Here is a 19,076-nt window from a genome sequence, read left to right as displayed (position 1 = left end):
CCCATCCTTTGACAGGAGAGAACGCACCATGACCGATCTGACCGGACGGACCGCCGTCGTCACCGGCTCCACCAGCGGCATCGGCGCGGCCATCGCGCACCGCCTCGCCGCCGCCGGCGCCCACGTCGTCGTCTCCGGCCGCAACGCCGAGCGCGGGGCCGCTGTCGTCCAGGCCATCACCGACGCCGGGGGTCATGCCCGGTTCGTCGCCGCCGACGTCACGAACGACGCGGACGTGGCCGAACTCGCGCGGGTCGCCGCAGCCGATGGTCCGATCGACTACTGGTTCTCGAACGCGGGCACTGAGGGACCCATCGGCCCGATGGACACCTGGACCGCCGAGGCCCTCCGCGAGGTCGTCGACGCCAACCTGACCAGCGTGCTGTCCGGCCTGCACCACGCTTCCACGCACCTGCGCAGCGGCGGCGTCATCGTCAACACCGCGTCCTTCGTCGGCACCGTGCTGCCGGTGCCGATCGCCGTGCCCTACGCGGCGGCGAAGGCGGGCGTGGTGGCCGCCGGCCGCAGCGCCGCGCCCCTGCTCGCCGACGCCGGCATCGACGTCTACACACTCTGCCCGTGGGTGATCGACACCCCCATGGTCGACCGTTTGACCGGCGGGGCGCCCGACGACAAGAACGGCTTCGCCGCCGGTTTCGCCCCCAGCGGCCGGCTGACCCCCGTCGACGACGTAGCCCGCGCCGCGGTCGACCTGCTGACCATGGAACCCCGCCGCCCCAGTGGCGAAGCCATCCTCGTCGACGCCGGACCCACCGTGACCGTCCTGTCGTGACCGCGACGCGACGGTCGCTCTAGCGGGCCAACTGTCCGACCACACCCCGGAAAACCCACGGCAACGCTGCGGCGGTCGGCACGATCCGCCGCCGCAGCACCGGCCGCCCCGACGCCCACAGCACCCCGGACGTCAACGCCCGGTACCGCAGGGAGGCCGTGCGCCAACGCTTCTCGTACTCCTGCGGGCGTCCCCGGTGCAGGCAGTCGACCAGCGCCTGTGCGCAGGCCAGCGACACGGCGACACCTTCGCCCGTGAGCGCGTCGACGTATCCGGAGGCGTCCCCGACCAGCAGTACCCGCCCGGCGACGCGCTTCGTCGTCCGGCGCCGCAGTGGGCCCGCGCCCCGCACTGGTCCGCCGTCGGAACCGGCCACCCGCTCGGCGATCTGGGGGAACCACCGCAACTGCTCGGCGAATGGAACCTTCTCGGAGCTGAGGACGGCCACCCCGACCAGGTCGTCGGCCACCGGCGTCACGTACGCCTCACCGTGCGGCGACCAGTGCACCTGCACCCGGTCGCTCCACGGCGCCACCCCGAAATGCCGCCGCTGCCCCCACCGCTGCCGCCCCTTGGCCGGTCGGTCGAGGGCGAGTAGGCGGCTGATCGGCGAGTGCAGCCCGTCGGCGGCGATCAGGTAGCGACATCGCTGTCCGTCGACGGTGACCCCGCTGTCGTCCTGATCGACCGACCGGACCGAGCCGGCCTGTACGGGGACTCCGGCGTCGACCACCGCGGTCAGCAGCGCCGACGACAACGCCGTGCGCCGCACCCCGAGACCGGGACCGGCAGGGAAGTCCGCCACCGCCCGTCGCCGGCCGTCGGCGTACTCGATCCCGGCGAACTCCCGCCCCGCCGGTCGCACCCCCAGCGACCGCAACGCAGCAACCGCGCCGGGCATCAGGCCCTCGCCGCAGGCCTTGTCGATCGGGCTTGAATCGCCGCCCGCTCCGACCCGGGGGTCGATCACGCGCACGTCGAACCCGGCCCGCGCGGCCAGCAGCGCGGTGGCCAGGCCAGCCGGACCGGCCCCGGCCACCAGGATGTCGGTCACCGCGGTGCGGCCGACCGGTCGGCCGGGGGCAGCTCGGAATCCAGCAACGCCCGGTTCTCGACCCCCAGACGCACCCGCAGCAACCAGGCGTTGAGCAGCGTGAACACCACCGCGGTGATCCACGCGCTGTGCACCAGCGGCAGGGCGATGCCCTCCAGCACGACGGCCACGTAGTTCGGATGCTTGAACCAGCGATACGGCCCACCGCTGACCAGCGGCATCCCCGGCACTACGACGACCCGGGTGTTCCACTGCGAGCCGAGGGTGCGGATGCACCACCAGCGCAGCGCCTGGGTGCCGACCACGACTGCGACCATCGGCCAGCCCAGCCACGGCAGGAACGGCCGGTCCAGCAGCCACACCTCCGCCACGCAGCCGAGCAGCAGCGCGGTGTGCAGGGCGACCATCGGCGGGAAGTGCCCGCGGCCGTACTCCCGCCCACCACGGGCCAGCGCCCAGGCGAGATGACGCTTGGAGACGACCATCTCGGCCAGCCGCTCGACCCCGACGGCCAGCACGAACAGCGTGTACGCGATCACCGGGCCGTCACCATTCCAGCAGCACGAGCTCGGCACAGAACCCCGGGCCCATCGCCATCAGCACCCCGGTCGAACCCGGTGACGGGGGCCGGTCCCGCAGGGTGTCGCGCAGCACGTGCAGCACCGAGGACGACGAGAGGTTGCCGATCTCGGCCAGCGACCGCCACGTCAGTTCCAGGGCCTCGGGGCCGACGCCCAGCTCGGACTCGATGGCTTCGATGACCTTCGGGCCGCCGGGATGCGACACCCACGCGGCCACGTCGTCGGTCGTCAGGCCATGGTCGGCCAGCAGGGCGCGCACGTCATCGCCGAGGTGACGGTGCACCAGGTCCGGGACCTCGCTGGTCAGCACGATCCGGAACCCGGTGGCGCCGATGTCCCACCCCATCACGCCCTGGGTGTCCGGGTAGAGCGCGCTGCGGGTGGCGACCACCCGCGGTCCGGCCGTCCCTTCGCGGGCGGCTCGCTGGTACCCGACGGCGACGACCGCGGCGGCGCCGTCGCCGAACAGCCCGGAGCCGACCAGGTTGGCCATCGACGTGTCGTCCCGCTGCACGGTCAGCGAGCAGAGCTCGACCGAGAGCAGCACGCCGACCTGGTCCGGCCAGCCCTTGAGATAGTCGTGCATCCGGGCGATGCCGGCCGCCCCGGCGACGCAGCCGAGCCCGAACAGCGGTACCCGCTTGATGTCGGGCCGCAGGCCCAGCCGCCGGGCGATCCGCGCGTCGAGGGAGGGCACGGCCAGGCCGGTGACGGTGGTGGAGAACAGCACGTCGATCTCGTCGGCCGCCAGCCCAGCCTGGGCCAGGGCGCCCTCGATGGCCTGCACGGCGAGGTCCTCGGCGACGGTGATCCAGGCGTCGTTCGCGGCGCTGAAGTCGGTCAGTTCGCGGTACTGCTCCAACGGCAGGGCCAGGGAGCGGCTGTCGACCCGGGCGTTGGCGTGGATCCGGCGCAGCAGCTCCACCCGGTCCGGCCCGACCCCGACCAGCTCGGCGAACGCCTCGGTGATCTTGTCCTGTGGGTAGCGGTGCGGCGGCAGCACTCCGTGGACCGCGGCCAGCGACGTCATTTCTCCACAGTACGGTGCAGGAGTTCGGAACGTCCGGGATCTGAAGAGCGTAACGACCAGCCGAAATCCGATGCGCCGGAATGCGTTTGACGGGAGGTGGGGAGGGAAATGCTGCGTGCCCTGGTGGCCAGCTGCCACCCCGTCCCCACCGCGGCCGTCACCGGGCTGTCCGCCGGTCTGGCGTTGCTCGCCGGCCTGCCCGCACTGACCGCCGTACTCGTGGTGCTGGCGGTGCTGACCGGGCAGCTGGCCATCGGCTGGTCGAACGATGCCATCGACGCCCGCCGCGACCAGGTCGCCGGCCGTACGGACAAGCCGGTGGCCCGGGGGGCGCTGGGCATCCGCACGGTCGGTCTGGCCGCCGCGGCGGCCACCGTCGGCTGCCTGGTGTTCTCCCTGCTCCTCGGCCCGGCCGGGGCGGTGGCCTCGCTGGCCATCCTGGTGTCCGGGCTGGTCTACAACGCGGGGGCCAAGGCGACGGCCTTATCGGTCGTCCCCTACCTGGTCGCGTTCGGTGCGCTCCCGGCCGTCGCGACCCTGTCCGCGGATCCGCCGCGCTGGCCACCCGGGTGGGCGATGGTCGCCGGGGCGGTCCTGGGCGCCAGCGCCCACCTGGCCAACGTCCTGCCCGACCTGGCCGACGACGCGGCCACCGGCGTCCGCGGCCTGCCCCACCGGCTCGGGGCCCGGGGTACCGCGATCGCCTGCCCCGTGCTGCTGTTCGCCGGCTCGATCGTCGTGCTGTTCGGCCCCGTCTGGGACGGCGCCGCGTCCACCACCTGGTGGCGGTGGCTGCTGCTCGTCGCTCTGGCGGCGGTGGCCGGGGCGGCCGCCGTGCTCGGATCCCGTCGGCCCGCCGGACGGGCGTTGTTCCTGCTGGTCCTGGTCGTGGCGGCCGCTGATCTGGTGCTGTTCGCCCTGTCGGGTGTCAGTCGTCTGTGAGCGCGGCGCCCGGCGGCTGGGCACTCCTTCGTTGTCGGCCCTCTGGCCTACGGTGAGGGCATGCAGCTGTTCGACGGCGCCATCGCGGGGATCGGGACCGAAGAGGGGACCCGGCTCGTCGTCGGCATGTGGCCGCTGTCGCCGTACGGCTCGGTGACCGACGTGATGATGGAACGCCCCGACGGTCAGCGCATCCTGCTCGCCCCCTCCCAGGAACTCGCCGACTTCATCGCCGAGACGTACACGTTCGACGAGATCCGGGTGACGCCGGTGCTGCGGGTCCGTGACGGCCGCACCTGGCAGATCACCTCCGATGGCCTGGTGCTGACCTTTGAGGTCGGCAGCCGTCCGTCGATCGGCTGGCTGCTGTACGCGGTGCCGCGTCGGCTGGCCCGGGCCAAGTGGTGGACGTCGGTGACCGACCCGGTCGCCCGGGTGGCCATGAAGGGCGTCCGCACGCGTGCCGGCAACAAGAAGCGCCGCGAGTGGTACTCGGCGATCGACCTGCACCGCATCACCGCCGCGACCGTCCACCTGGACGGCAAGGACCTCGGCGAACTCCGGCCCGTGGACCCGCCCGTGCGGTTTGGGGCCGGGTCCACGCCGAAGGAGCCCTCGCTGACCCGGGTGGTGTCCCGGGTCGCCGAGATCTGACCGCAGTCAGGACCGGGGGGCGCCGTGCCCGTCCGGCACCTGCTCGTCCGGCTGCACCGGGGGCGGGGGAGTGCCGTCACCGAACGGGCGACCGCCGAGTTCCTCGCGGTGGTGCGCGTCCCACCAGTTCGTCAGGTCCGGGCCGGCCGGGACGATCTGGGTCGGATTGATCGACGTGTGCACCTCGTAGTAGTGCTGCTTGATGTGGACGAAGTCCACGGTGTCACCGAAACCGGGGGTCTGGAAAAGGTCTCGCGCGTAGGCCCACAGCACCGGCATCTCCGACAATTTGCGGAGATTGCACTTGAAATGGTTGTGGTAGACGGGGTCGAACCGGACCAGCGTGGTGAACAGGCGGATGTCGGCCTCGGTGATGGTGTCGCCGACCAGGTAACGCTGCTTGCTGAGCCGTTCGCTGATGGTGTCCATCGCGGTGAACAGCCGGTCGAACGCCTTCTCGTAGGCGTCCTGGGCGGTCGCGAAACCGCAGCGGTAGACGCCGTTGTTGATCTCCGGGTAGACGATCTTGTCGACCTCTTCGATCTCGTCCCGGTACTTCTCCGGGTACAGGTCGGGCGCCCCGTCCCGCAAATGCGCGGTCCACTGCGTCTCGAGGTCGATGTCCATCTGCTTGTAGTCGTTGGTGACGACGCCGCCGGTGGGGATGTCGACCATCGCCGGCACGGTGATGCCGCGCGGGTAGTCGGGGAAGCGCGCGAAGAACGCCTGCTGCAGTCGCTCGTAGCCGAGCACCGGGTCGACGCCGCCCGGGTCGAGGTCGAACGTCCACGACCGTTCGTCATGGGTGGGGCCGCAGATGCCCATCGAGATGGCCGACTCCAGGCCCAGCAGGCGGCGCACGATGACGGTGCGGCTCGCCCACGGGCAGGCCCGGGAGACCACGAGGCGGTAACGGCCGGCCTCCACGGGCCAGCCGTCCCGCCCGTCGACGGTGATCCGGTCGGTGATGTAGCGGGTGTCCCGCTCGAAACTGCCGCTCTTCTCGCCCTCGCCCAGACTCTGGCTGGCCCCGGTACGTCGTTGCTCGCTCATACTCTCCATCCTGCCCATCGCGACGCCGGGTGACACGGGTGATCCCCCGTCCCGACCGGGTGTTGCCGGATTTCGGGTGCCCCCCGTAGGTGGCCGCATCAGCTGCCTCTTGAGGGCCCTTGAGGACTCGACCCATCTCGGCACCGGGTCGAATTGTCTTTCTCTGGCCGGTCCGGGTACGTCTGAGCTGTGAACCCCGTTGATCCGCTGCCCTGGGACGAACTCGAGGTGCTCTCCGGCGGTCTCATCGCCCGCACCGTCCGCGCCCGGCTGGCCGACGGTCGGCGGGTGATCGTCAAGCACACGCCGTACCCGGCCGACACCGAAGCCGAGGGCCTCGCCGCGCAGGCCGCCGCGGGCGTCCCGACCCCCGCGGTGCTGCACGTCGCCGACTGGCAGTTGGTGCTGGAGGAGGTCGACGGGCCGCCCGCGTGGGGCGAACTGGGTCGGGCGGTGGCTCGCATGCACCGGACGACCAACGACCGGTTCGGGTGGCACCGCAACAATTTCCATGGTCTGTTCGAGCAGGACAACACCTGGGCCGACGACTGGCCGACGTTCTACGTCGAGCGTCGGGTGCTTCACCATCTGCGGCACGCCGACATCTCCGAAGACCTGCGGCGTCGCGTCGAGGTGGCCGCAGATGGGCCACTGCAGGAGTTGCTGGCCGCCACGCCCGGCGGTGGACGACCGTGCCTGACCCATGGCGACCTGTGGCCGGGCAACGTCGTCGCCGGGCGCTGGCTGGTCGACCCGTCCGTCAGCTACGCGGACCGTGAGCTGGACCTGGCCTACCTGCGCCGGGCGTCCGACCCTCTGGAGGAGTTCTGGGCGGCCTACCAGGACGAGTATCCGATCGACCCCGGCTTCGAGGACCGGCAGTTCGCGCTGCAGCTGCACAAGCGCCTCAACAACGTCCGGCACTTCGGCGAGCGCGCGCTGCCCGCGCTGGAGGAGTGCCTCCAAGCGTGTGGTTGGTGACTCAGCAGGCGACGACGTTCAAAGCGAGCCCTCCGCGGGCGGTCTCCTTGTATTTGTCGCTCATGTCCGCGCCGGTCTGCCGCATGGTGAGGATCGCGGTGTCCAGCGAGACGTGATGCACGCCGTCCCCGCGGACGGCCATCCGCGCCGCGGTGATGGCTTTGACCGCGGCGACCGCGTTCCGCTCGATGCACGGGATCTGCACCAGCCCCCCGACGGGGTCGCAGGTCAATCCCAGGTTGTGCTCGATGCCGATCTCGGCGGCGTTCTCGACCTGGTCGGGCGCACCCCCGAGGACGGCGGCCAGCCCGCCGGCGGCCATCGCGCAGGCCGAACCGACCTCGCCCTGACAGCCGACCTCGGCGCCGGAGATCGAGGCGCCCTCCTTGAACAGGATCCCGATGGCCGCCGCGGTGAGCAGGAAGTCCACGATCCCGTCGTCGTCGGCGCCGGGAACGAACGAGACGTAGTAGTGCAGGACGGCGGGGATGATCCCGGCCGCGCCGTTGGTCGGCGCGGTGACCACCCGCCCGCCGGCGGCGTTCTGCTCGTTGACGGCCAGCGCCCAGGTGGTGATCCACTCCATGGCCAGCAGCGGATCGGCTTGCACGGTGTCGGCCTCGTCGATGGTGGTCAGCCGTTCGTAGGCGGCGGCCGCCCGTCGCCGGACCCGCAGCCCGCCCGGCAACACCCCCTCGGTGCGGCAGCCGCGTTCGATGCAGTCCTGCATCACCGACCAGATGTGCAGCAGCTGCGCCCTGGTCTGCGCCTCCGGGCGCCGGGCGTTCTCGTTGGCCAGCATGACCCCGGCGATCGACAGGCCGGTCGCCGTGGTGTGGGCCAGCAGCTGTTCGCCGGTGAGGAACGGGTACGGCACGACGGTGTCGTCGGGCAGCCGGTCAGCGCCGATCTCGTCCTCGTCGAGGACGAAACCGCCGCCGACCGAGTAGTAGTCGCGGGTCAGCAGATCCCGGCCGTCGACACCGACCGCGTGGAACCGCATGCCGTTGGTGTGGAAGTCGAGTCGTTGCCGCAGGTGCAGGACGACGTCGGACTCGATGACGAACGGGACGGGCTCCCCGCCGGGCAGCGGCAGCCACCCGGTGCGGCGCACCTCGTCGATCGCCGGCAGCACGGCCTCGGGGTCGACCGTCTCAGGGCGGTGGCCGAGCAGCCCGAGGACGACCGCGGTGACGCTGCCGTGCCCGTGCCCGGTGGCCCCGAGGGAGCCGAACAGCTCGACCCGTACCCGGGCCACCGTCGGTCGCGCACCGGACCTCTGCAGGTGGTCGGTGAACAGCACCGCGGCGCGCATGGGGCCGACCGTGTGGGAGCTGGACGGACCGATGCCCACGCTGAACAGGTCCAGTGCGCTGATGGTCATGCCTCCACCCTCCTCGCGTCGTCGCCCGCCTGCAGGGCCCGTTCAGCAGCGAGGGCGGTCACGCGTTTGCGGACCAGGAACCAGCCGCCGATCAGGATCGGCACCACCAGCGCGAACAGCCCGAACGTCGCGGTCCCGACCGGGTAGTCGAGCGCGATGAGGACCATGATGCCGATGAGGAACAGTCCGGTCAGCAGGCCGGTGTAGGGGGCGCCGAACATCCGGAACGCCGGCCGCTTGACCTTGCCCTGCTTGGCCCACTGCCACAGCCGCAGCTGGCACAGGACGATCGCACCCCACGCGGCGATCAGGCACAGCGAGCAGATGTTGAGGACGATCTCGAAGGCCTGCTCGGGGACGATCGCGTTGAGCCCCACGCCCAGCAGGGCGACGACGCCGGTCAGCAGGATGCCGCCGTAGGGGACGCCGGACTTGCTGATCTTCCCGGTGAACTTCGGGGCGCTGCCGGCCGCGGCCAGCGAGCGGACGATGCGGCCGGTCGAGTACATGCCGGCGTTCAGCGACGACAGCGCGGCAGTCAGCACGACGAGGTTCATGATCGCGTCCACGCCGTTGATGCCGATGGACGAGAAGAACGTGACGAACGGACTCTCGCCCGCCTTGTAGGAGCCCGCCGGCATCAGCAGGGCGAGCAGCAGCACCGAGCCGACGTAGAAAATGGCGATGCGGAAGACGACCGCGTTGATGGTGCGCGGCATGACCTTTTCGGGGTTCTTGGTCTCACCGGCGGCGGTGCCGACCAGCTCGATCGAGCCGTAGGCGAAGACGACGCCCTGGGTGACGATCAGCAGCGGCAGGATGCCGTTGGGGAACCAGCCGCCGTTATCGGTGATCAGCGAGAAGCCGACCTCGTGGCCGTCGATCGGGGTGCCGAAGACGACGAAGTAGGTGCCGACGAGCAGGAACGCGACCAGCGCAGCCACCTTGACGAGGGCGAACCAGAACTCCATCTCACCGAACACCTTGACCGAGATCATGTTCAGCGAGACGACGAGGATCAGCGCCAGCAGCGCCCACGTCCACTGCGGGACGGTGCCCATCCAGGCGACGTACTTCTTGAAGAAGTTCATGTAGAGCGCGACGGCGGTGGTGTCGACGATCGCGATGACCGCCCAGTTCAGCCAGTACAGCCAGCCGACCGCGAAAGCGGCCTTCTCGCCGAAGAACTCGCGGGCGTAGGAGACGAACGACCCGGACGCCGGGCGGTACAGGATCAGCTCACCCAGGGCCCGCATGATGAGGAACGCGAAGAAGCCGCAGATCGCGTAGACGAAGACCAGCCCCGGTCCGGCGGCGGCCAACCGGCCACCCGCGCCGAGGAACAGGCCGGTGCCGATGGCCCCGCCGATGCCGATCATCTGGATCTGCCGCTTGCTCAGACCCTTGTGATAGCCGGCGTCCTCGGCCTGGAACTCGGCCTGCTGGGCGAGCTGGTGGACGTCCCGATCCGCAGCCGGGGCAGGATCGGTCGCGCGGGCGTCGTCGGCCGCAGTTGTCGACATGGGTGGACCTTTCACACGGTGAACCCGCGGGCCGATCGGCCGGCGGGACAGGGGAGCTGGCGGGAAGTGGTGGGGTCAGCCGACGGGCTGACGGGGGGAGCGACGCAGCCGCGGGCGCAGCGGCCGGCCCCACCAGCGCGGGGTGAGGGCGCCGGGCAGCGTCCAGTGCCGGTGATGGGCGAGCAGGCTCAGCGTGGCGCCGACCGCCGTGCAGGCCAGCAGTCCGACCGTGGTCAGCCCGACGGCGTGGAACGCGACCATGGTGCTGGCGGCCAGGATCGCCGGGGTGACCGACAGGGTGTTGCCGCCGAAGACGGTCGGCACCTGGCGGATCAGCAGGTCGCGGATGACCCCGCCACCGACGGCGGTGACGGTGCCGAGAACCACGGCGGTCTGCCAACTGTGGCCATAGGCCAGGGTTTTCTGGGTGCCGGCGGCGGCCCAGCAGCCGAGGGCGACGGCGTCGACGATGGGGAACCCGCGGCTCCAGATCCGGCCGCCCAGTGGGATCAGGTAGGCGACCGCCGCCCCGGTGAGGGCGACGGCGAAGTAGGTGCCGTCGGTCAGGGCGACGGGGGCGCCCTGACCGAGCAGCACGTCGCGGACGATGCCGCCGCCCAGACCGGAGACGACGGCCAGCACGGCGAAACCGATCGGGTCGAAACCGCGCTGCCGCGCGACCAGGCCGCCGAGCAGCGCGCAGCCGAGGACCCCGAGCAGGTCGGCGACCCGCAGGATCGTTAGCGCCGTGTCGTCCATCATCGATCCCCAGCGATCAGGCGGTGTGCGCGGCCCGGGCGGCCACGAAAGCCTCGACGCAGCGGTCGATCTGCTCGGACGTGTGCGCGGCGGACAACTGCACCCGGATCCGCGCCGCGCCCCGGGGGACGACCGGGAAGCTGAACGCGGTGACGTAGATGCCCCGGTGCTGCATCTCGTCGGCGATCCGCGCGGTCAGCGCCGCGTCCCCGAACATCACCGGGACGATGGGGTGCTCGCCGGGCAGCAGGTCGAACCCGGCCTCCGTCATCCCCGCCCGGAAGCGTTCGGCGTTGGCCTGCAGGCGCTTCCGCGGCTCGTCGGAGGAGTCGATGAGATCCAGCGCCGCGAGGGTGCCGGCGACCATCGACGGAGCCAGGGTGTTGGAGAACAGGTAGGGCCGGGACCGCTGCCGCAGCAGGTCGACGATCTCCTGGTGGGCGGCGACGTACCCGCCGGACGCCCCACCGAGGGCTTTGCCGAACGTGCCGGTGAGGATGTCGACCCGGTCCGCCACCCCGCAGTACTCGGGGGTGCCGCGGCCGTTCTCGCCGAGAAAGCCGATGGCGTGGGAGTCGTCGACGAACACCAGCGCGTCGTACTGATCGGCCAGGTCGCAGATCTGCGCCAGCGGGGCGATGTACCCGTCCATGGAGAAGACGCCGTCGGTGACGATCACCCGGAACCGGGCGTCCTTGCTCGCTTTCAGCTGCTCCTCGAGATCGGCCATGTCGCGGTTGGCGTAGCGCAGCCGCTGGGCCTTCGACAGCCGGATGCCGTCGATGATCGACGCGTGGTTGAGCGCGTCGGAGATGATCGCGTCCTGCGGGCCGAACAGCGTCTCGAAGACGCCCCCGTTCGCGTCGAAACACGATGCGTAGAGGATGGTGTCGTCGGTGCCCAGAAAGGCCGAGAGCCGGCGTTCGAGTTCGAGGTGCTGGTCCTGGGTGCCGCAGATGAAGCGGACACTAGCCAGGCCGTAACCCCATTCGTCTAGCGAGCGCTTGGCCGCCTGCACCAGGGCCGGGTCGTCGGCCAGACCGAGGTAGTTGTTGGCGCAGAAGTTCAGCACCTCCTGCCCGTCGGCGGTGATGAGAGCGCCCTGAGGACCGGCGATCCCGCGTTCCCGCTTGCGCAGGCCCGCCTCTTCGATACCGGCGAGCTCAGCGCTCAGGTGGTCGCGCATGGTCGTGTACATCTCTAGATCACCGTCCAGTCGAGAACGATCTTGCCCGTGCCGGCGGCCGCGGCCGCCGCGAAACCCTGCTCCCAGTCGCGCGCCGGGATGCGGTCGGTGATGACCGACGCCACCGCCTCGCGCAGCGGCGCGCTGGTCTGCAGCATGGCCGCCATCGCGTTCCACGTCTCGAACATCTCGCGGCCGTAGATGCCCTTGAGCGTGAGCATGTGGGTGACGACCTTGCCCCAGTCGACGCCGAACGGCTCGGCGGCCAGGCCGAGGATGGCGATCCGGCCGCCGTGGTTCATCGAGTCGATCATCGACGACAGTGCCGTGGGGGCACCGGACATCTCGAAGCCGACGTCGAAACCCTCGCGCATGCCCAGGCTCTGCTGCACCTCGGCGATGGTCTGCGTCCGTACGTCCACGGCCTCGTCGGCGCCGACCTTGCGGGCCAGGTCGAGGCGGGACGGGCTGACGTCCGTACCGACGACGAACCGGGCCCCGGCGTGCCGGGCCACGGCGATGGCCATCAGGCCGATGGGCCCGCACCCGCTGACCAGGACGTCCTCACCGATGACGGGGAACGACAGCGCGGTGTGCACGGCGTTGCCGAACGGGTCGAAGATCGCGGCGACGTCCGGGTCGACGTGCGACTGGTGCACCCACACGTTGACCGCGGGGATGCTGACGTACTCGGCGAAGGCGCCGTCCCGCTGCACGCCCAGGCTGATGGTGCGGATGCACATCTGGCGTCGGCCGGCGCGGCAGTTGCGGCAGGTGCCGCAGACGATGTGGCCCTCCCCGGAGACGAGCTGGCCGACGGCGACATCGCGCACATCGGAGCCGATCTCGACGACCTCGCCGAAGAATTCGTGGCCGGGGATGAGCGGGGCGTCGACGATGCCGGCGGCCCAGTCGTCCCAGCGGTGGATGTGCAGGTCGGTGCCGCAGATGCCGGTGCGCAGGACCTTGACGACGACGTCACCGGGTCCGGCGATCGGGTCCGGTCGCTCGGTCCACTCCAGGCCCGGGCTCTTCTCGGCTTTGAAAAGTGCTCGCATGCGGACAAGTAGAGGGGGGTGAACGATGTAGAACAACGGGAAGCTTCTTGCGTATTGCTGTAGCGATCGCTTCACGGTTAGGGTCGGGAGCCGTGGAGGTCCATCAGCTGCACATCCTGCGCGAACTCGGTGCGTTGGGCTCGGTCTCGGCCGTCGCGCGGGTGCTGGACGTGACCCCATCTGCGGTGTCGCAACAACTGGCTGCTCTGCAGCGGGGTTTTCGCACCCCGCTGACGCACAAGGACGGTCGGGCGCTGGTGCTCACCGATGCCGGTCGGGTGCTGGCCGACGCCGGGGCCGAGGTGATCGACGCCATAGCCGCTGCCCGGGCCGCCGTGGAGGAGTTCGAGCAGTCACCCAGTGGGGTGGTGACGATCAGCGGCTTCCACAGCGCCGGCCAGACCCTCTTCGGACCGTTGCTGCGCGAGCTGTCCCGACGGACCCCGGCCCCGGACGTCCGGCTGTCCGACGAGGACGTGTCCCGGCACGACTACCCGGCCCTGACCAGCCGCTACGACCTGGTGGTGGCGCACCGGCTGGCGGGCGGATCGCCGTGGCCGGAGACGGTGCGGTGCGTGACCCTGGCCGACGAGCCCCTGGACGTGGCGCTGGCCGCTGACCACCCGCTGGCCCGCTTCCCCCGGCTACGGCCCGAGCAGGTGGCCGATCAGCGGTGGGTGACCAGCCGCGGCGGCTACTCCACCGACGATCTGCTCGGCGCCATCACCGCGGTCGCCGGGCAGCACATCGAGCCGGCTCACCGCATCAACGACTACGGCACCCTCACCTCCATCGTCGGCGCGGGGGATGCCATCGGCGTCGTGCCCCGCTACACCTCGCCGCGGGACCCGTCCGGAGCCATCGTGCTGCGCCCGCTGGACGGCGTCAGCGCCAGCCGCCGGATCGACGTGCTGGCCCGCCCGGAGAACCTCCGCCGGAAGTCGGTGCGGACCGTGGTGACGGCGTTGACCGCCGTGGTGGCGCGGATCGTGCGCGAGCGGCGGCCGGAAGCAGCCGCCCCACCTCACGCGTCGTCGTCCGCCGCCGGCTGAGGTGCCAAGTCCTGCGCGGGCCCAGTGGCCGTTTCCGGAGCGGCCACCTGTGCGACCACGTCGTCGAAGAACGCATCAACTGCCTCCACCACGGTCGACACCACACTCCCGGTCGGGCCGGAGCGTTTGAGCCCCAACTGGGAAAGCCGGCTGAGGCGAAAGGAGGCCGGCGGTCCGGTCATGGCGCCGAGCAGCCGCGCCGGCTTCTCCCGGGCGCTGGCCAGGTTCTCCTTGGTGGCCCCGCCGGCCGGACCGGGGAACTGGGCCTCGACCACCACGTCGTCCGACGCGTTCTTCAGTTGCTTCAGCAGCCAGGTGACCCGGGCCTTCGGGGTTCCGTCGGTGGGGGCCGTCACCACGGTCGAGACCTCGATCTGGGTGGTGCGCACGTCGACCAGAACCCGCAGAGGGCCGCAGGTCTCGGGCACGCGCAACTGCAACGACAGCCGTCCCTCGTCGGCCAGGTTGCGGGCGATCTCCTCGTCGAGCAGCACGGGATCGGCCGCGTGCTTGCGGGGCACCACCCGCTTCACGGTGCGGCCCGTATGAGAGGTCAATCGAAGGGCCAGGTATCGGGCCAAACGATTCCAGTTGGCCACCACGGGTTTGACGATGCGGTCGCCGGCGGCCAGCGTGTGGTGCGCGCACCCGTCCCGGACGTCGACCCAGGTCGGGCCCATGTCGGAGAACGCCATCGCCCCCGACTTGGGGTGCTCCAGGTAACGCAGCAGTTCGTCGAGCATCCAGAGCGGCAATTGCTCGTCGAACCGGTGGTGCTTGATCAGCATGCGGATCTCGTGCATGACATCCGTCCAGGACAGGTGCACGACCTTCACGGTGCCGGTGACCCCGGCCGGCAGCGTCACCGGGTGGGCGGCCGGATCGCTGGTGACCTGATTGGAGATGGTGAGCAGGGCGTCGAACTTCTCCCGCTTGGCCACCCGGACATAGTTCGTCAGCTGTTCCACGCCCAGGTCGTTGCTGCTGGTCTTGACCTCGACCAGCGCCGTCCACACCTTGCCGGGCCGGCCGATGCGGATGACGCCATCGGGGATGACGGTGGACTCGCCCAACCGGTACGGCACCTCGAGATAGGTCTCGATGGGCCCGCTCGGTGCGCCGGCTCGGACGGTCAGGGCGCGGCCGAGAGGTCGCACCGCGGCCATCACCCAGAGCAGGGCCGACGTCGCCCGGTTCTCCTGCTCGCCGGCGCCGCCGATACCGGCGACCGAGAACAGCCGCGACCGCACCCACGACGGCGCGACGGACAGCTGCGCCGCTGGCAGGGCGGCCTTGGGTCGGCTGCTGGCCGCGACAGCCACCCGGCCCGTGGCCACCACCGCGTCGGTGTGCGACACCGTCGTCGTGCGTCGGACCTCGGTGACGGGCCCGGCGGGTGGGTCGCCGGCAGGGGCGTCGGCGGGCGCCCGGGTCTGCACCACCGTGGTCTCGACCGTCGTCGTGGTGGAGTGGGCGACCACGGCCGTGGGCGTCGCACTCTCCTCGGCCGTAGCGGTGTCATGGGCCTCGTGACCGGCCACACCGGACCCGTCGGCGTCATCGGAGTCGTCGGCGGGGGCATCGACCACGTCGACCCCGTAGTCCGTGAGCAGTCCGGACAGTCCGCTCGACCAGCCCTGTCCGACGGCGCGCACCCGCCAGGCCCCCTGCCGGCGGTACACCTCGCCCACCACGACGACCCGCTCCGTCGACAGGTCGGTGATCGGGAAGCGGGTCACCACCTCACCGTCGGGGGTGTGCAGGGTCCACTCGACGGCGGAGAGGTCACCAAGGGGGCCCTCATCAGTGCTGGCGGCGATGACGACGCTGGCCACGTCGTCGGTCAACGCCGTCAGATCCACCGACAGGTCGTCCCGGCCGCCGGTGTCGCTCTCGGTGCGACCGGTGTGCACCACCGAACCGTCCGGTGTCGACCGCTGGTTGTAAAAGACGATGTCGTCGTCGGAGCGGGCCCGACGGTCCCCGTCCGTCAACAGGGCGATGAGGTCGAGCGTCTGCGGACCTTTCTCCGTCGCCGAACCGGTGGTCCAGCCGACCGACACCCGCAGCTGCTCCGCCCCCTCGGGTAGTGCGACGTTCTGCCCCCGCGACAACTCTGTCGTCCCCATTGTCGGAATGTAACCCGGCGAGTGCGGGGCGTACAGGCCGCCGCGACGGACCGCGGGCGGGCGCAGACTGTGCCTAGCGACTCTGCGTAGTGCGGAGACCCCGGAAGGTGGGAAGGAGCAGCGGATGGCGGTCGAGCCGGACCCGGGCCAACCCGGGAATGACGCGGAGTCGAACGATTCCTGGGTGCAGTTCGTGCTGGCTTTGGGAGAGGACGGCGTCCGCAATCAGCGCGACCAGCGCGACTTCGCAGACTGGATCGAGGCGCTCCCCGGCATCGGGCAGACCGGTTACTACCAGCCGCGCTCCGACCATCGCCGCCGGCACCTGACCATCCAGTGGTACGGCGACCCCGACGGGCAGGCGGCCATCGTCTCGGAAGGTCGACGACGCGGACTGTCGGTCGAATTCGTTCCCATCGCCTTCCCGAAATCCCGGTACGAGGAATTCGTGCAGTGGATGACCCACCCGTCCAGCAGGGACGCGCTCGGATTCACCGTCCATTCCATCTCCGGGCCGACCTTCGACGAGCCTTTCGTCGTCCTCGGCGGAGAGGTGGAGCAATTCACCGAGGAAGCGCTGCGGGCCGTGGGTGAGGAACTGTCCCGCCTCGTCGGCATCCATGTCGTCATCCGGCCCGGCCTGCCGTTCCGCCCCTGGGGGCAACCCGAGACGTCCCCGTCACCCACCACAGGGCTGCGAAGCCAACCGCCCGGTTCACCCCGTCGGCCCGGACCCCATCACCCGAGGTAGGCACGCCGGGGCCTCACGGACCAGCAGCAGCGTGGTCGCTCCCGGTTCGACCCCGAAGAGCACCGTCGATCCGCTGGGCGCCCGATCGGGATAGAAAACGAAATGAAAAGCCGCCGGATCGTCCGGGCCCGCGAGGTTCTGCTCGGGTGGGGCGATGTCGTAGCCCTCCCGAAGACCTTCCGGGAACGGGCTGGTGCAGTCGGCCGAGCTCTCGACCACCGTCGCCCGCACCCCGGCCTCGTCCAACGCCGTTTGCAGTTCCCACGCGTCGACCGGCCGGGGAACGGTGACATGCACGGCGTCCCCGTCGCGGGTGACGGCCAACGCGGTCGACGACGGCGACGGCGACCCGGGCCACCAGATCGGGGTGGACAGCAACAGCGCGGCGGCCGCGGCCACGGTGACCCAGCGGCGGGAGTGGGCCCTGCGGGTCGTCGACCGCTCACCGGAGGGGGTGCGGTTCGCCTCGGTGCCGTCGTCGGCCGCGAAGGCGGCCAGCAGGTCGTCGGCCGTCCAGGGGAGCGTGGTGTCCCGGCTGGGGTCGGCGTCGCGCAGTCGGGTCAGGGCGTCGAAAGCCTTCATGAGCGCGCCTCTTTCAGGGCGGGGCCGGATCGGGTTCGTGCACCGGTGTCGGGAGGCGACTGAGGAGACCCGCCCGTCGTCGTCCGGAGCGCGAGAGATCGCTGAGCACCCAGCGGGCGGTGGTGAGGAGCTACGCCCGTTCCCGATCGGGTAGGACGTCGTCGATGCGGCGCCAGGCGACCAGGAAGGTCTCGGCCAGTACGTCGTCGGCGGTGTCCGGCCCGGCACGGCGCAGCGCAAACCGGTGGACGGCGGTGGCGTGTTCGGCATAGAGCCGCCGGAACCGGTAATCGTTGGTCGTCACGTCAGGGAATGGCCGGCAGGGGCCTTGGCTGGTCAGGCAGGGGCGGATTCGCCGAATGTAGCTTCCCGGCAACACGCTCGGGCCGGCGGTGAACCAGACTGACCCGGTGACGAGACGACGTTTCGGGGTTGAAGAGGAACTGCTGCTCGTCGACGCCCTCGATGGGCATCCGGTGCCGGCCGGTAGTGAGGTGCTGGTCGCGGCGCAGGAACGGCTGGGCCGCGAGCGGGCCCACCAGGTCGAGCACGAGTTCAAGTTGCAGCAGACCGAGATCGGCTCCGCGCCGTGTGAGACGGCCGACGAACTCCTCGAGCAGCTGACCGAGTTGCGGCGGGCCATCGCCGGGGCTGCCCGGGAACTCGGGGTCGGGATCGTGGCCGGGGCGACCCACCCGTTGCCGGTGCGGCCGGTGCCGACCGCGAACGACCGGTACGCGCACATGGCCGACGCGTTCGGGATGATCGCCCGTCAGCAGCTCACCTGCGGTCAGCACATCCACGTCGACGTCGAGTCCGATGAGGAGGGCATCGGCGCGATCGACCGGATGGCCGGCTGGCTGTCGGTGATCATCGCGCTGTCCGCGAATTCGCCGTTCTGGCAGGGCGAGGACACCGGGTACTCGTCGTACCGGACGATCGCGTGGGGTTTGTGGCCCACGGCCGGCCCCACCCAGCCGTTCCGCACCGTTGCCGGTTACCGCGACGCCGTCGACCGGCTGGTCGCCTCCGGCACCGCGCTGGACAGCGGGATGATCTATTTCGACGCCCGGCTGTCGGCGAAGTACCCGACGGTCGAGGTGCGGGTCGCGGACGTGTGCACCGACGTCCGCGACGCCGTGCTGGTCGCCGTCCTGGTCCGGGCCCTGGTCGAGACCGCCGCGGCCGAATGGCGCTCCGGGGCGGAGCTGAAGGAGGAACGGATCGAGATGCTCCGCGCCGGGGTGTGGCGGGCCGCCCGCTCCGGGCTCACCGAGGACCTCGTCGACCCGCGTAGCGGGCTGCCGGCCGACGCCTGGACCGTGGTCGACGCCCTGGTCGAGCACGTCGCAGAGGCGTTGGCCATCAACGGCGATCGGGAACTGGTCGACGCCGGCATTGCGCGGCTGCGGCGCAGCGGCGGCGGGTCCGAACGGCAGCGGGCCGTGCTGGCCCGGGACGGCGAACTGGCCGCCGTGGTGCTGGACGCCATGCGGCGCACCATCGACTGACCGACCGGCTCCACCTCGGGTCGGACTTCGGACCGTGAGGTGGAGCCGGAGAT

General features: G+C 70.9%; 19 protein-coding genes. 7 read left to right on the top strand and 12 right to left on the bottom strand.

Going from position 1 to position 19,076, the window contains the following annotated elements:
- Nucleotides 1-28 precede the first annotated feature (28 nt).
- On the top strand, nucleotides 29-793 hold the full coding sequence (locus tag FDO65_RS18865; RefSeq protein ID WP_137451290.1) for an SDR family NAD(P)-dependent oxidoreductase: 765 nt from the start codon (nucleotides 29-31) through the stop codon (nucleotides 791-793).
- A 19-nt stretch (nucleotides 794-812) separates the two neighbouring features.
- On the opposite strand, the gene FDO65_RS18860 is transcribed toward FDO65_RS18865, so the two are convergent.
- Genes FDO65_RS18860 through FDO65_RS18850 form a run of 3 tightly spaced genes read right to left on the bottom strand, consistent with a single transcriptional unit; the run spans nucleotide 813 to nucleotide 3,458 of the window.
- Entirely contained in the window at nucleotides 813-1,847 is a 1,035-nt protein-coding gene (locus FDO65_RS18860; RefSeq protein WP_137451289.1) for an NAD(P)/FAD-dependent oxidoreductase, read from the bottom strand.
- Nucleotides 1,844-2,386: an isoprenylcysteine carboxyl methyltransferase family protein gene (locus FDO65_RS18855; protein WP_137451288.1), complete on the bottom strand. Its 543-nt coding sequence runs from the start codon at nucleotides 2,384-2,386 to the stop codon at nucleotides 1,844-1,846. The genes FDO65_RS18860 and FDO65_RS18855 overlap by 4 nt, the downstream gene beginning before the upstream one ends.
- A gap of 7 nt (nucleotides 2,387-2,393) precedes the next feature.
- A complete protein-coding gene (locus FDO65_RS18850) occupies nucleotides 2,394-3,458 on the bottom strand; it encodes a type III polyketide synthase (protein ID WP_137451287.1) in 1,065 nt (354 codons plus the stop codon).
- 108 nt (nucleotides 3,459-3,566) lie between these two features.
- Between FDO65_RS18850 and FDO65_RS18845 the strand changes: the two genes are divergently transcribed.
- Both FDO65_RS18845 and FDO65_RS18840 read left to right on the top strand, forming a co-directional pair.
- Nucleotides 3,567-4,400, top strand: coding sequence for a UbiA family prenyltransferase (locus FDO65_RS18845; protein ID WP_205850166.1), 834 nt, complete (start codon nucleotides 3,567-3,569; stop codon nucleotides 4,398-4,400).
- 60 nt (nucleotides 4,401-4,460) lie between these two features.
- Nucleotides 4,461-5,054 (top strand): hypothetical protein, encoded by a 594-nt coding sequence (locus FDO65_RS18840; RefSeq protein ID WP_137451285.1) that lies wholly within the window; start codon nucleotides 4,461-4,463, stop codon nucleotides 5,052-5,054.
- A 6-nt stretch (nucleotides 5,055-5,060) separates the two neighbouring features.
- Here the strand turns inward: FDO65_RS18840 and FDO65_RS18835 are convergent, their stop codons facing one another.
- Nucleotides 5,061-6,107: a glutathione S-transferase family protein gene (locus FDO65_RS18835; protein ID WP_137451284.1), complete on the bottom strand. Its 1,047-nt coding sequence runs from the start codon at nucleotides 6,105-6,107 to the stop codon at nucleotides 5,061-5,063.
- 189 nt (nucleotides 6,108-6,296) lie between these two features.
- Between FDO65_RS18835 and FDO65_RS18830 the strand changes: the two genes are divergently transcribed.
- The gene (locus tag FDO65_RS18830) at nucleotides 6,297-7,088 is read left to right on the top strand and encodes a fructosamine kinase family protein (protein ID WP_137451283.1); all 792 of its coding nucleotides are present in this window, start codon (nucleotides 6,297-6,299) and stop codon (nucleotides 7,086-7,088) included.
- 1 nt (nucleotide 7,089) lies between these two features.
- Here the strand turns inward: FDO65_RS18830 and FDO65_RS18825 are convergent, their stop codons facing one another.
- The 5 genes from FDO65_RS18825 to tdh form a co-directional block, all read right to left on the bottom strand.
- The gene (locus FDO65_RS18825; RefSeq protein WP_137451282.1) at nucleotides 7,090-8,472 is read right to left on the bottom strand and encodes an L-serine ammonia-lyase; all 1,383 of its coding nucleotides are present in this window, start codon (nucleotides 8,470-8,472) and stop codon (nucleotides 7,090-7,092) included.
- Entirely contained in the window at nucleotides 8,469-9,995 is a 1,527-nt protein-coding gene (locus FDO65_RS18820) for an amino acid permease (RefSeq protein ID WP_137451281.1), read from the bottom strand. Before FDO65_RS18820 ends, FDO65_RS18825 begins: the two co-directional genes overlap by 4 nt.
- A gap of 75 nt (nucleotides 9,996-10,070) precedes the next feature.
- Nucleotides 10,071-10,754: a trimeric intracellular cation channel family protein gene (locus tag FDO65_RS18815; RefSeq protein ID WP_137451280.1), complete on the bottom strand. Its 684-nt coding sequence runs from the start codon at nucleotides 10,752-10,754 to the stop codon at nucleotides 10,071-10,073.
- A gap of 16 nt (nucleotides 10,755-10,770) precedes the next feature.
- Nucleotides 10,771-11,952: a glycine C-acetyltransferase gene (locus FDO65_RS18810; protein ID WP_137451279.1), complete on the bottom strand. Its 1,182-nt coding sequence runs from the start codon at nucleotides 11,950-11,952 to the stop codon at nucleotides 10,771-10,773.
- Between the two features lie 2 nt (nucleotides 11,953-11,954).
- Entirely contained in the window at nucleotides 11,955-12,998 is a 1,044-nt protein-coding gene (tdh, locus tag FDO65_RS18805) for an L-threonine 3-dehydrogenase (protein ID WP_137451278.1), read from the bottom strand.
- A gap of 92 nt (nucleotides 12,999-13,090) precedes the next feature.
- Between tdh and FDO65_RS18800 the strand changes: the two genes are divergently transcribed.
- A complete protein-coding gene (locus FDO65_RS18800; protein ID WP_137451277.1) occupies nucleotides 13,091-14,050 on the top strand; it encodes a LysR family transcriptional regulator in 960 nt (319 codons plus the stop codon).
- Here FDO65_RS18800 and FDO65_RS18795 read toward each other — a convergent pair.
- Entirely contained in the window at nucleotides 14,023-16,179 is a 2,157-nt protein-coding gene (locus FDO65_RS18795) for a TerD family protein (RefSeq protein ID WP_137451276.1), read from the bottom strand. The genes FDO65_RS18800 and FDO65_RS18795 overlap by 28 nt on opposite strands.
- A 124-nt stretch (nucleotides 16,180-16,303) precedes the next feature.
- On the opposite strand from FDO65_RS18795, the gene FDO65_RS18790 reads away from it, so the two are divergent.
- Complete coding sequence (locus FDO65_RS18790; RefSeq protein WP_137451275.1) at nucleotides 16,304-16,930, top strand: hypothetical protein; 627 nt, start codon at nucleotides 16,304-16,306, stop codon at nucleotides 16,928-16,930.
- Here FDO65_RS18790 and FDO65_RS18785 read toward each other — a convergent pair.
- Complete coding sequence (locus FDO65_RS18785) at nucleotides 16,895-17,512, bottom strand: hypothetical protein (RefSeq protein ID WP_137451274.1); 618 nt, start codon at nucleotides 17,510-17,512, stop codon at nucleotides 16,895-16,897. The genes FDO65_RS18790 and FDO65_RS18785 overlap by 36 nt on opposite strands.
- A gap of 130 nt (nucleotides 17,513-17,642) precedes the next feature.
- Entirely contained in the window at nucleotides 17,643-17,816 is a 174-nt protein-coding gene (locus tag FDO65_RS18780; RefSeq protein ID WP_137451273.1) for a sigma factor, read from the bottom strand.
- A gap of 106 nt (nucleotides 17,817-17,922) precedes the next feature.
- On the opposite strand from FDO65_RS18780, the gene FDO65_RS18775 reads away from it, so the two are divergent.
- On the top strand, nucleotides 17,923-19,023 hold the full coding sequence (locus FDO65_RS18775) for a carboxylate-amine ligase (RefSeq protein ID WP_137451272.1): 1,101 nt from the start codon (nucleotides 17,923-17,925) through the stop codon (nucleotides 19,021-19,023).
- The last annotated feature ends 53 nt before the right edge of the window (nucleotides 19,024-19,076 follow it).

The organism is Nakamurella flava (assembly GCF_005298075.1).
In the GTDB taxonomy this organism is placed as follows: domain Bacteria; phylum Actinomycetota; class Actinomycetes; order Mycobacteriales; family Nakamurellaceae; genus Nakamurella; species Nakamurella flava.
Note: the sequence above shows the minus strand (reverse complement) of the source record. Positions and strands in the feature narration are given on the sequence as shown.

Excerpts from the sequence above, each read along its gene's own strand:
- FDO65_RS18810 (WP_137451279.1), bottom strand. The coding sequence starts at position 11,952 with ATGTACACGACCATGCGCGACCACCTGAGCGCTGAGCTCGCCGGTATC.
- FDO65_RS18795 (WP_137451276.1), bottom strand. The coding sequence starts at position 16,179 with ATGGGGACGACAGAGTTGTCGCGGGGGCAGAACGTCGCACTACCCGAG.
- FDO65_RS18845 (WP_205850166.1), top strand. The coding sequence starts at position 3,567 with ATGCTGCGTGCCCTGGTGGCCAGCTGCCACCCCGTCCCCACCGCGGCC.
- tdh (WP_137451278.1), bottom strand. The coding sequence starts at position 12,998 with ATGCGAGCACTTTTCAAAGCCGAGAAGAGCCCGGGCCTGGAGTGGACC.
- FDO65_RS18865 (WP_137451290.1), top strand. The coding sequence starts at position 29 with ATGACCGATCTGACCGGACGGACCGCCGTCGTCACCGGCTCCACCAGC.
- FDO65_RS18835 (WP_137451284.1), bottom strand. The coding sequence starts at position 6,107 with ATGAGCGAGCAACGACGTACCGGGGCCAGCCAGAGTCTGGGCGAGGGC.
- FDO65_RS18815 (WP_137451280.1), bottom strand. The coding sequence starts at position 10,754 with ATGGACGACACGGCGCTAACGATCCTGCGGGTCGCCGACCTGCTCGGG.
- FDO65_RS18785 (WP_137451274.1), bottom strand. The coding sequence starts at position 17,512 with ATGAAGGCTTTCGACGCCCTGACCCGACTGCGCGACGCCGACCCCAGC.
- FDO65_RS18790 (WP_137451275.1), top strand. The coding sequence starts at position 16,304 with ATGGCGGTCGAGCCGGACCCGGGCCAACCCGGGAATGACGCGGAGTCG.
- FDO65_RS18850 (WP_137451287.1), bottom strand. The coding sequence starts at position 3,458 with ATGACGTCGCTGGCCGCGGTCCACGGAGTGCTGCCGCCGCACCGCTAC.
- FDO65_RS18820 (WP_137451281.1), bottom strand. The coding sequence starts at position 9,995 with ATGTCGACAACTGCGGCCGACGACGCCCGCGCGACCGATCCTGCCCCG.
- FDO65_RS18825 (WP_137451282.1), bottom strand. The coding sequence starts at position 8,472 with ATGACCATCAGCGCACTGGACCTGTTCAGCGTGGGCATCGGTCCGTCC.
- FDO65_RS18840 (WP_137451285.1), top strand. The coding sequence starts at position 4,461 with ATGCAGCTGTTCGACGGCGCCATCGCGGGGATCGGGACCGAAGAGGGG.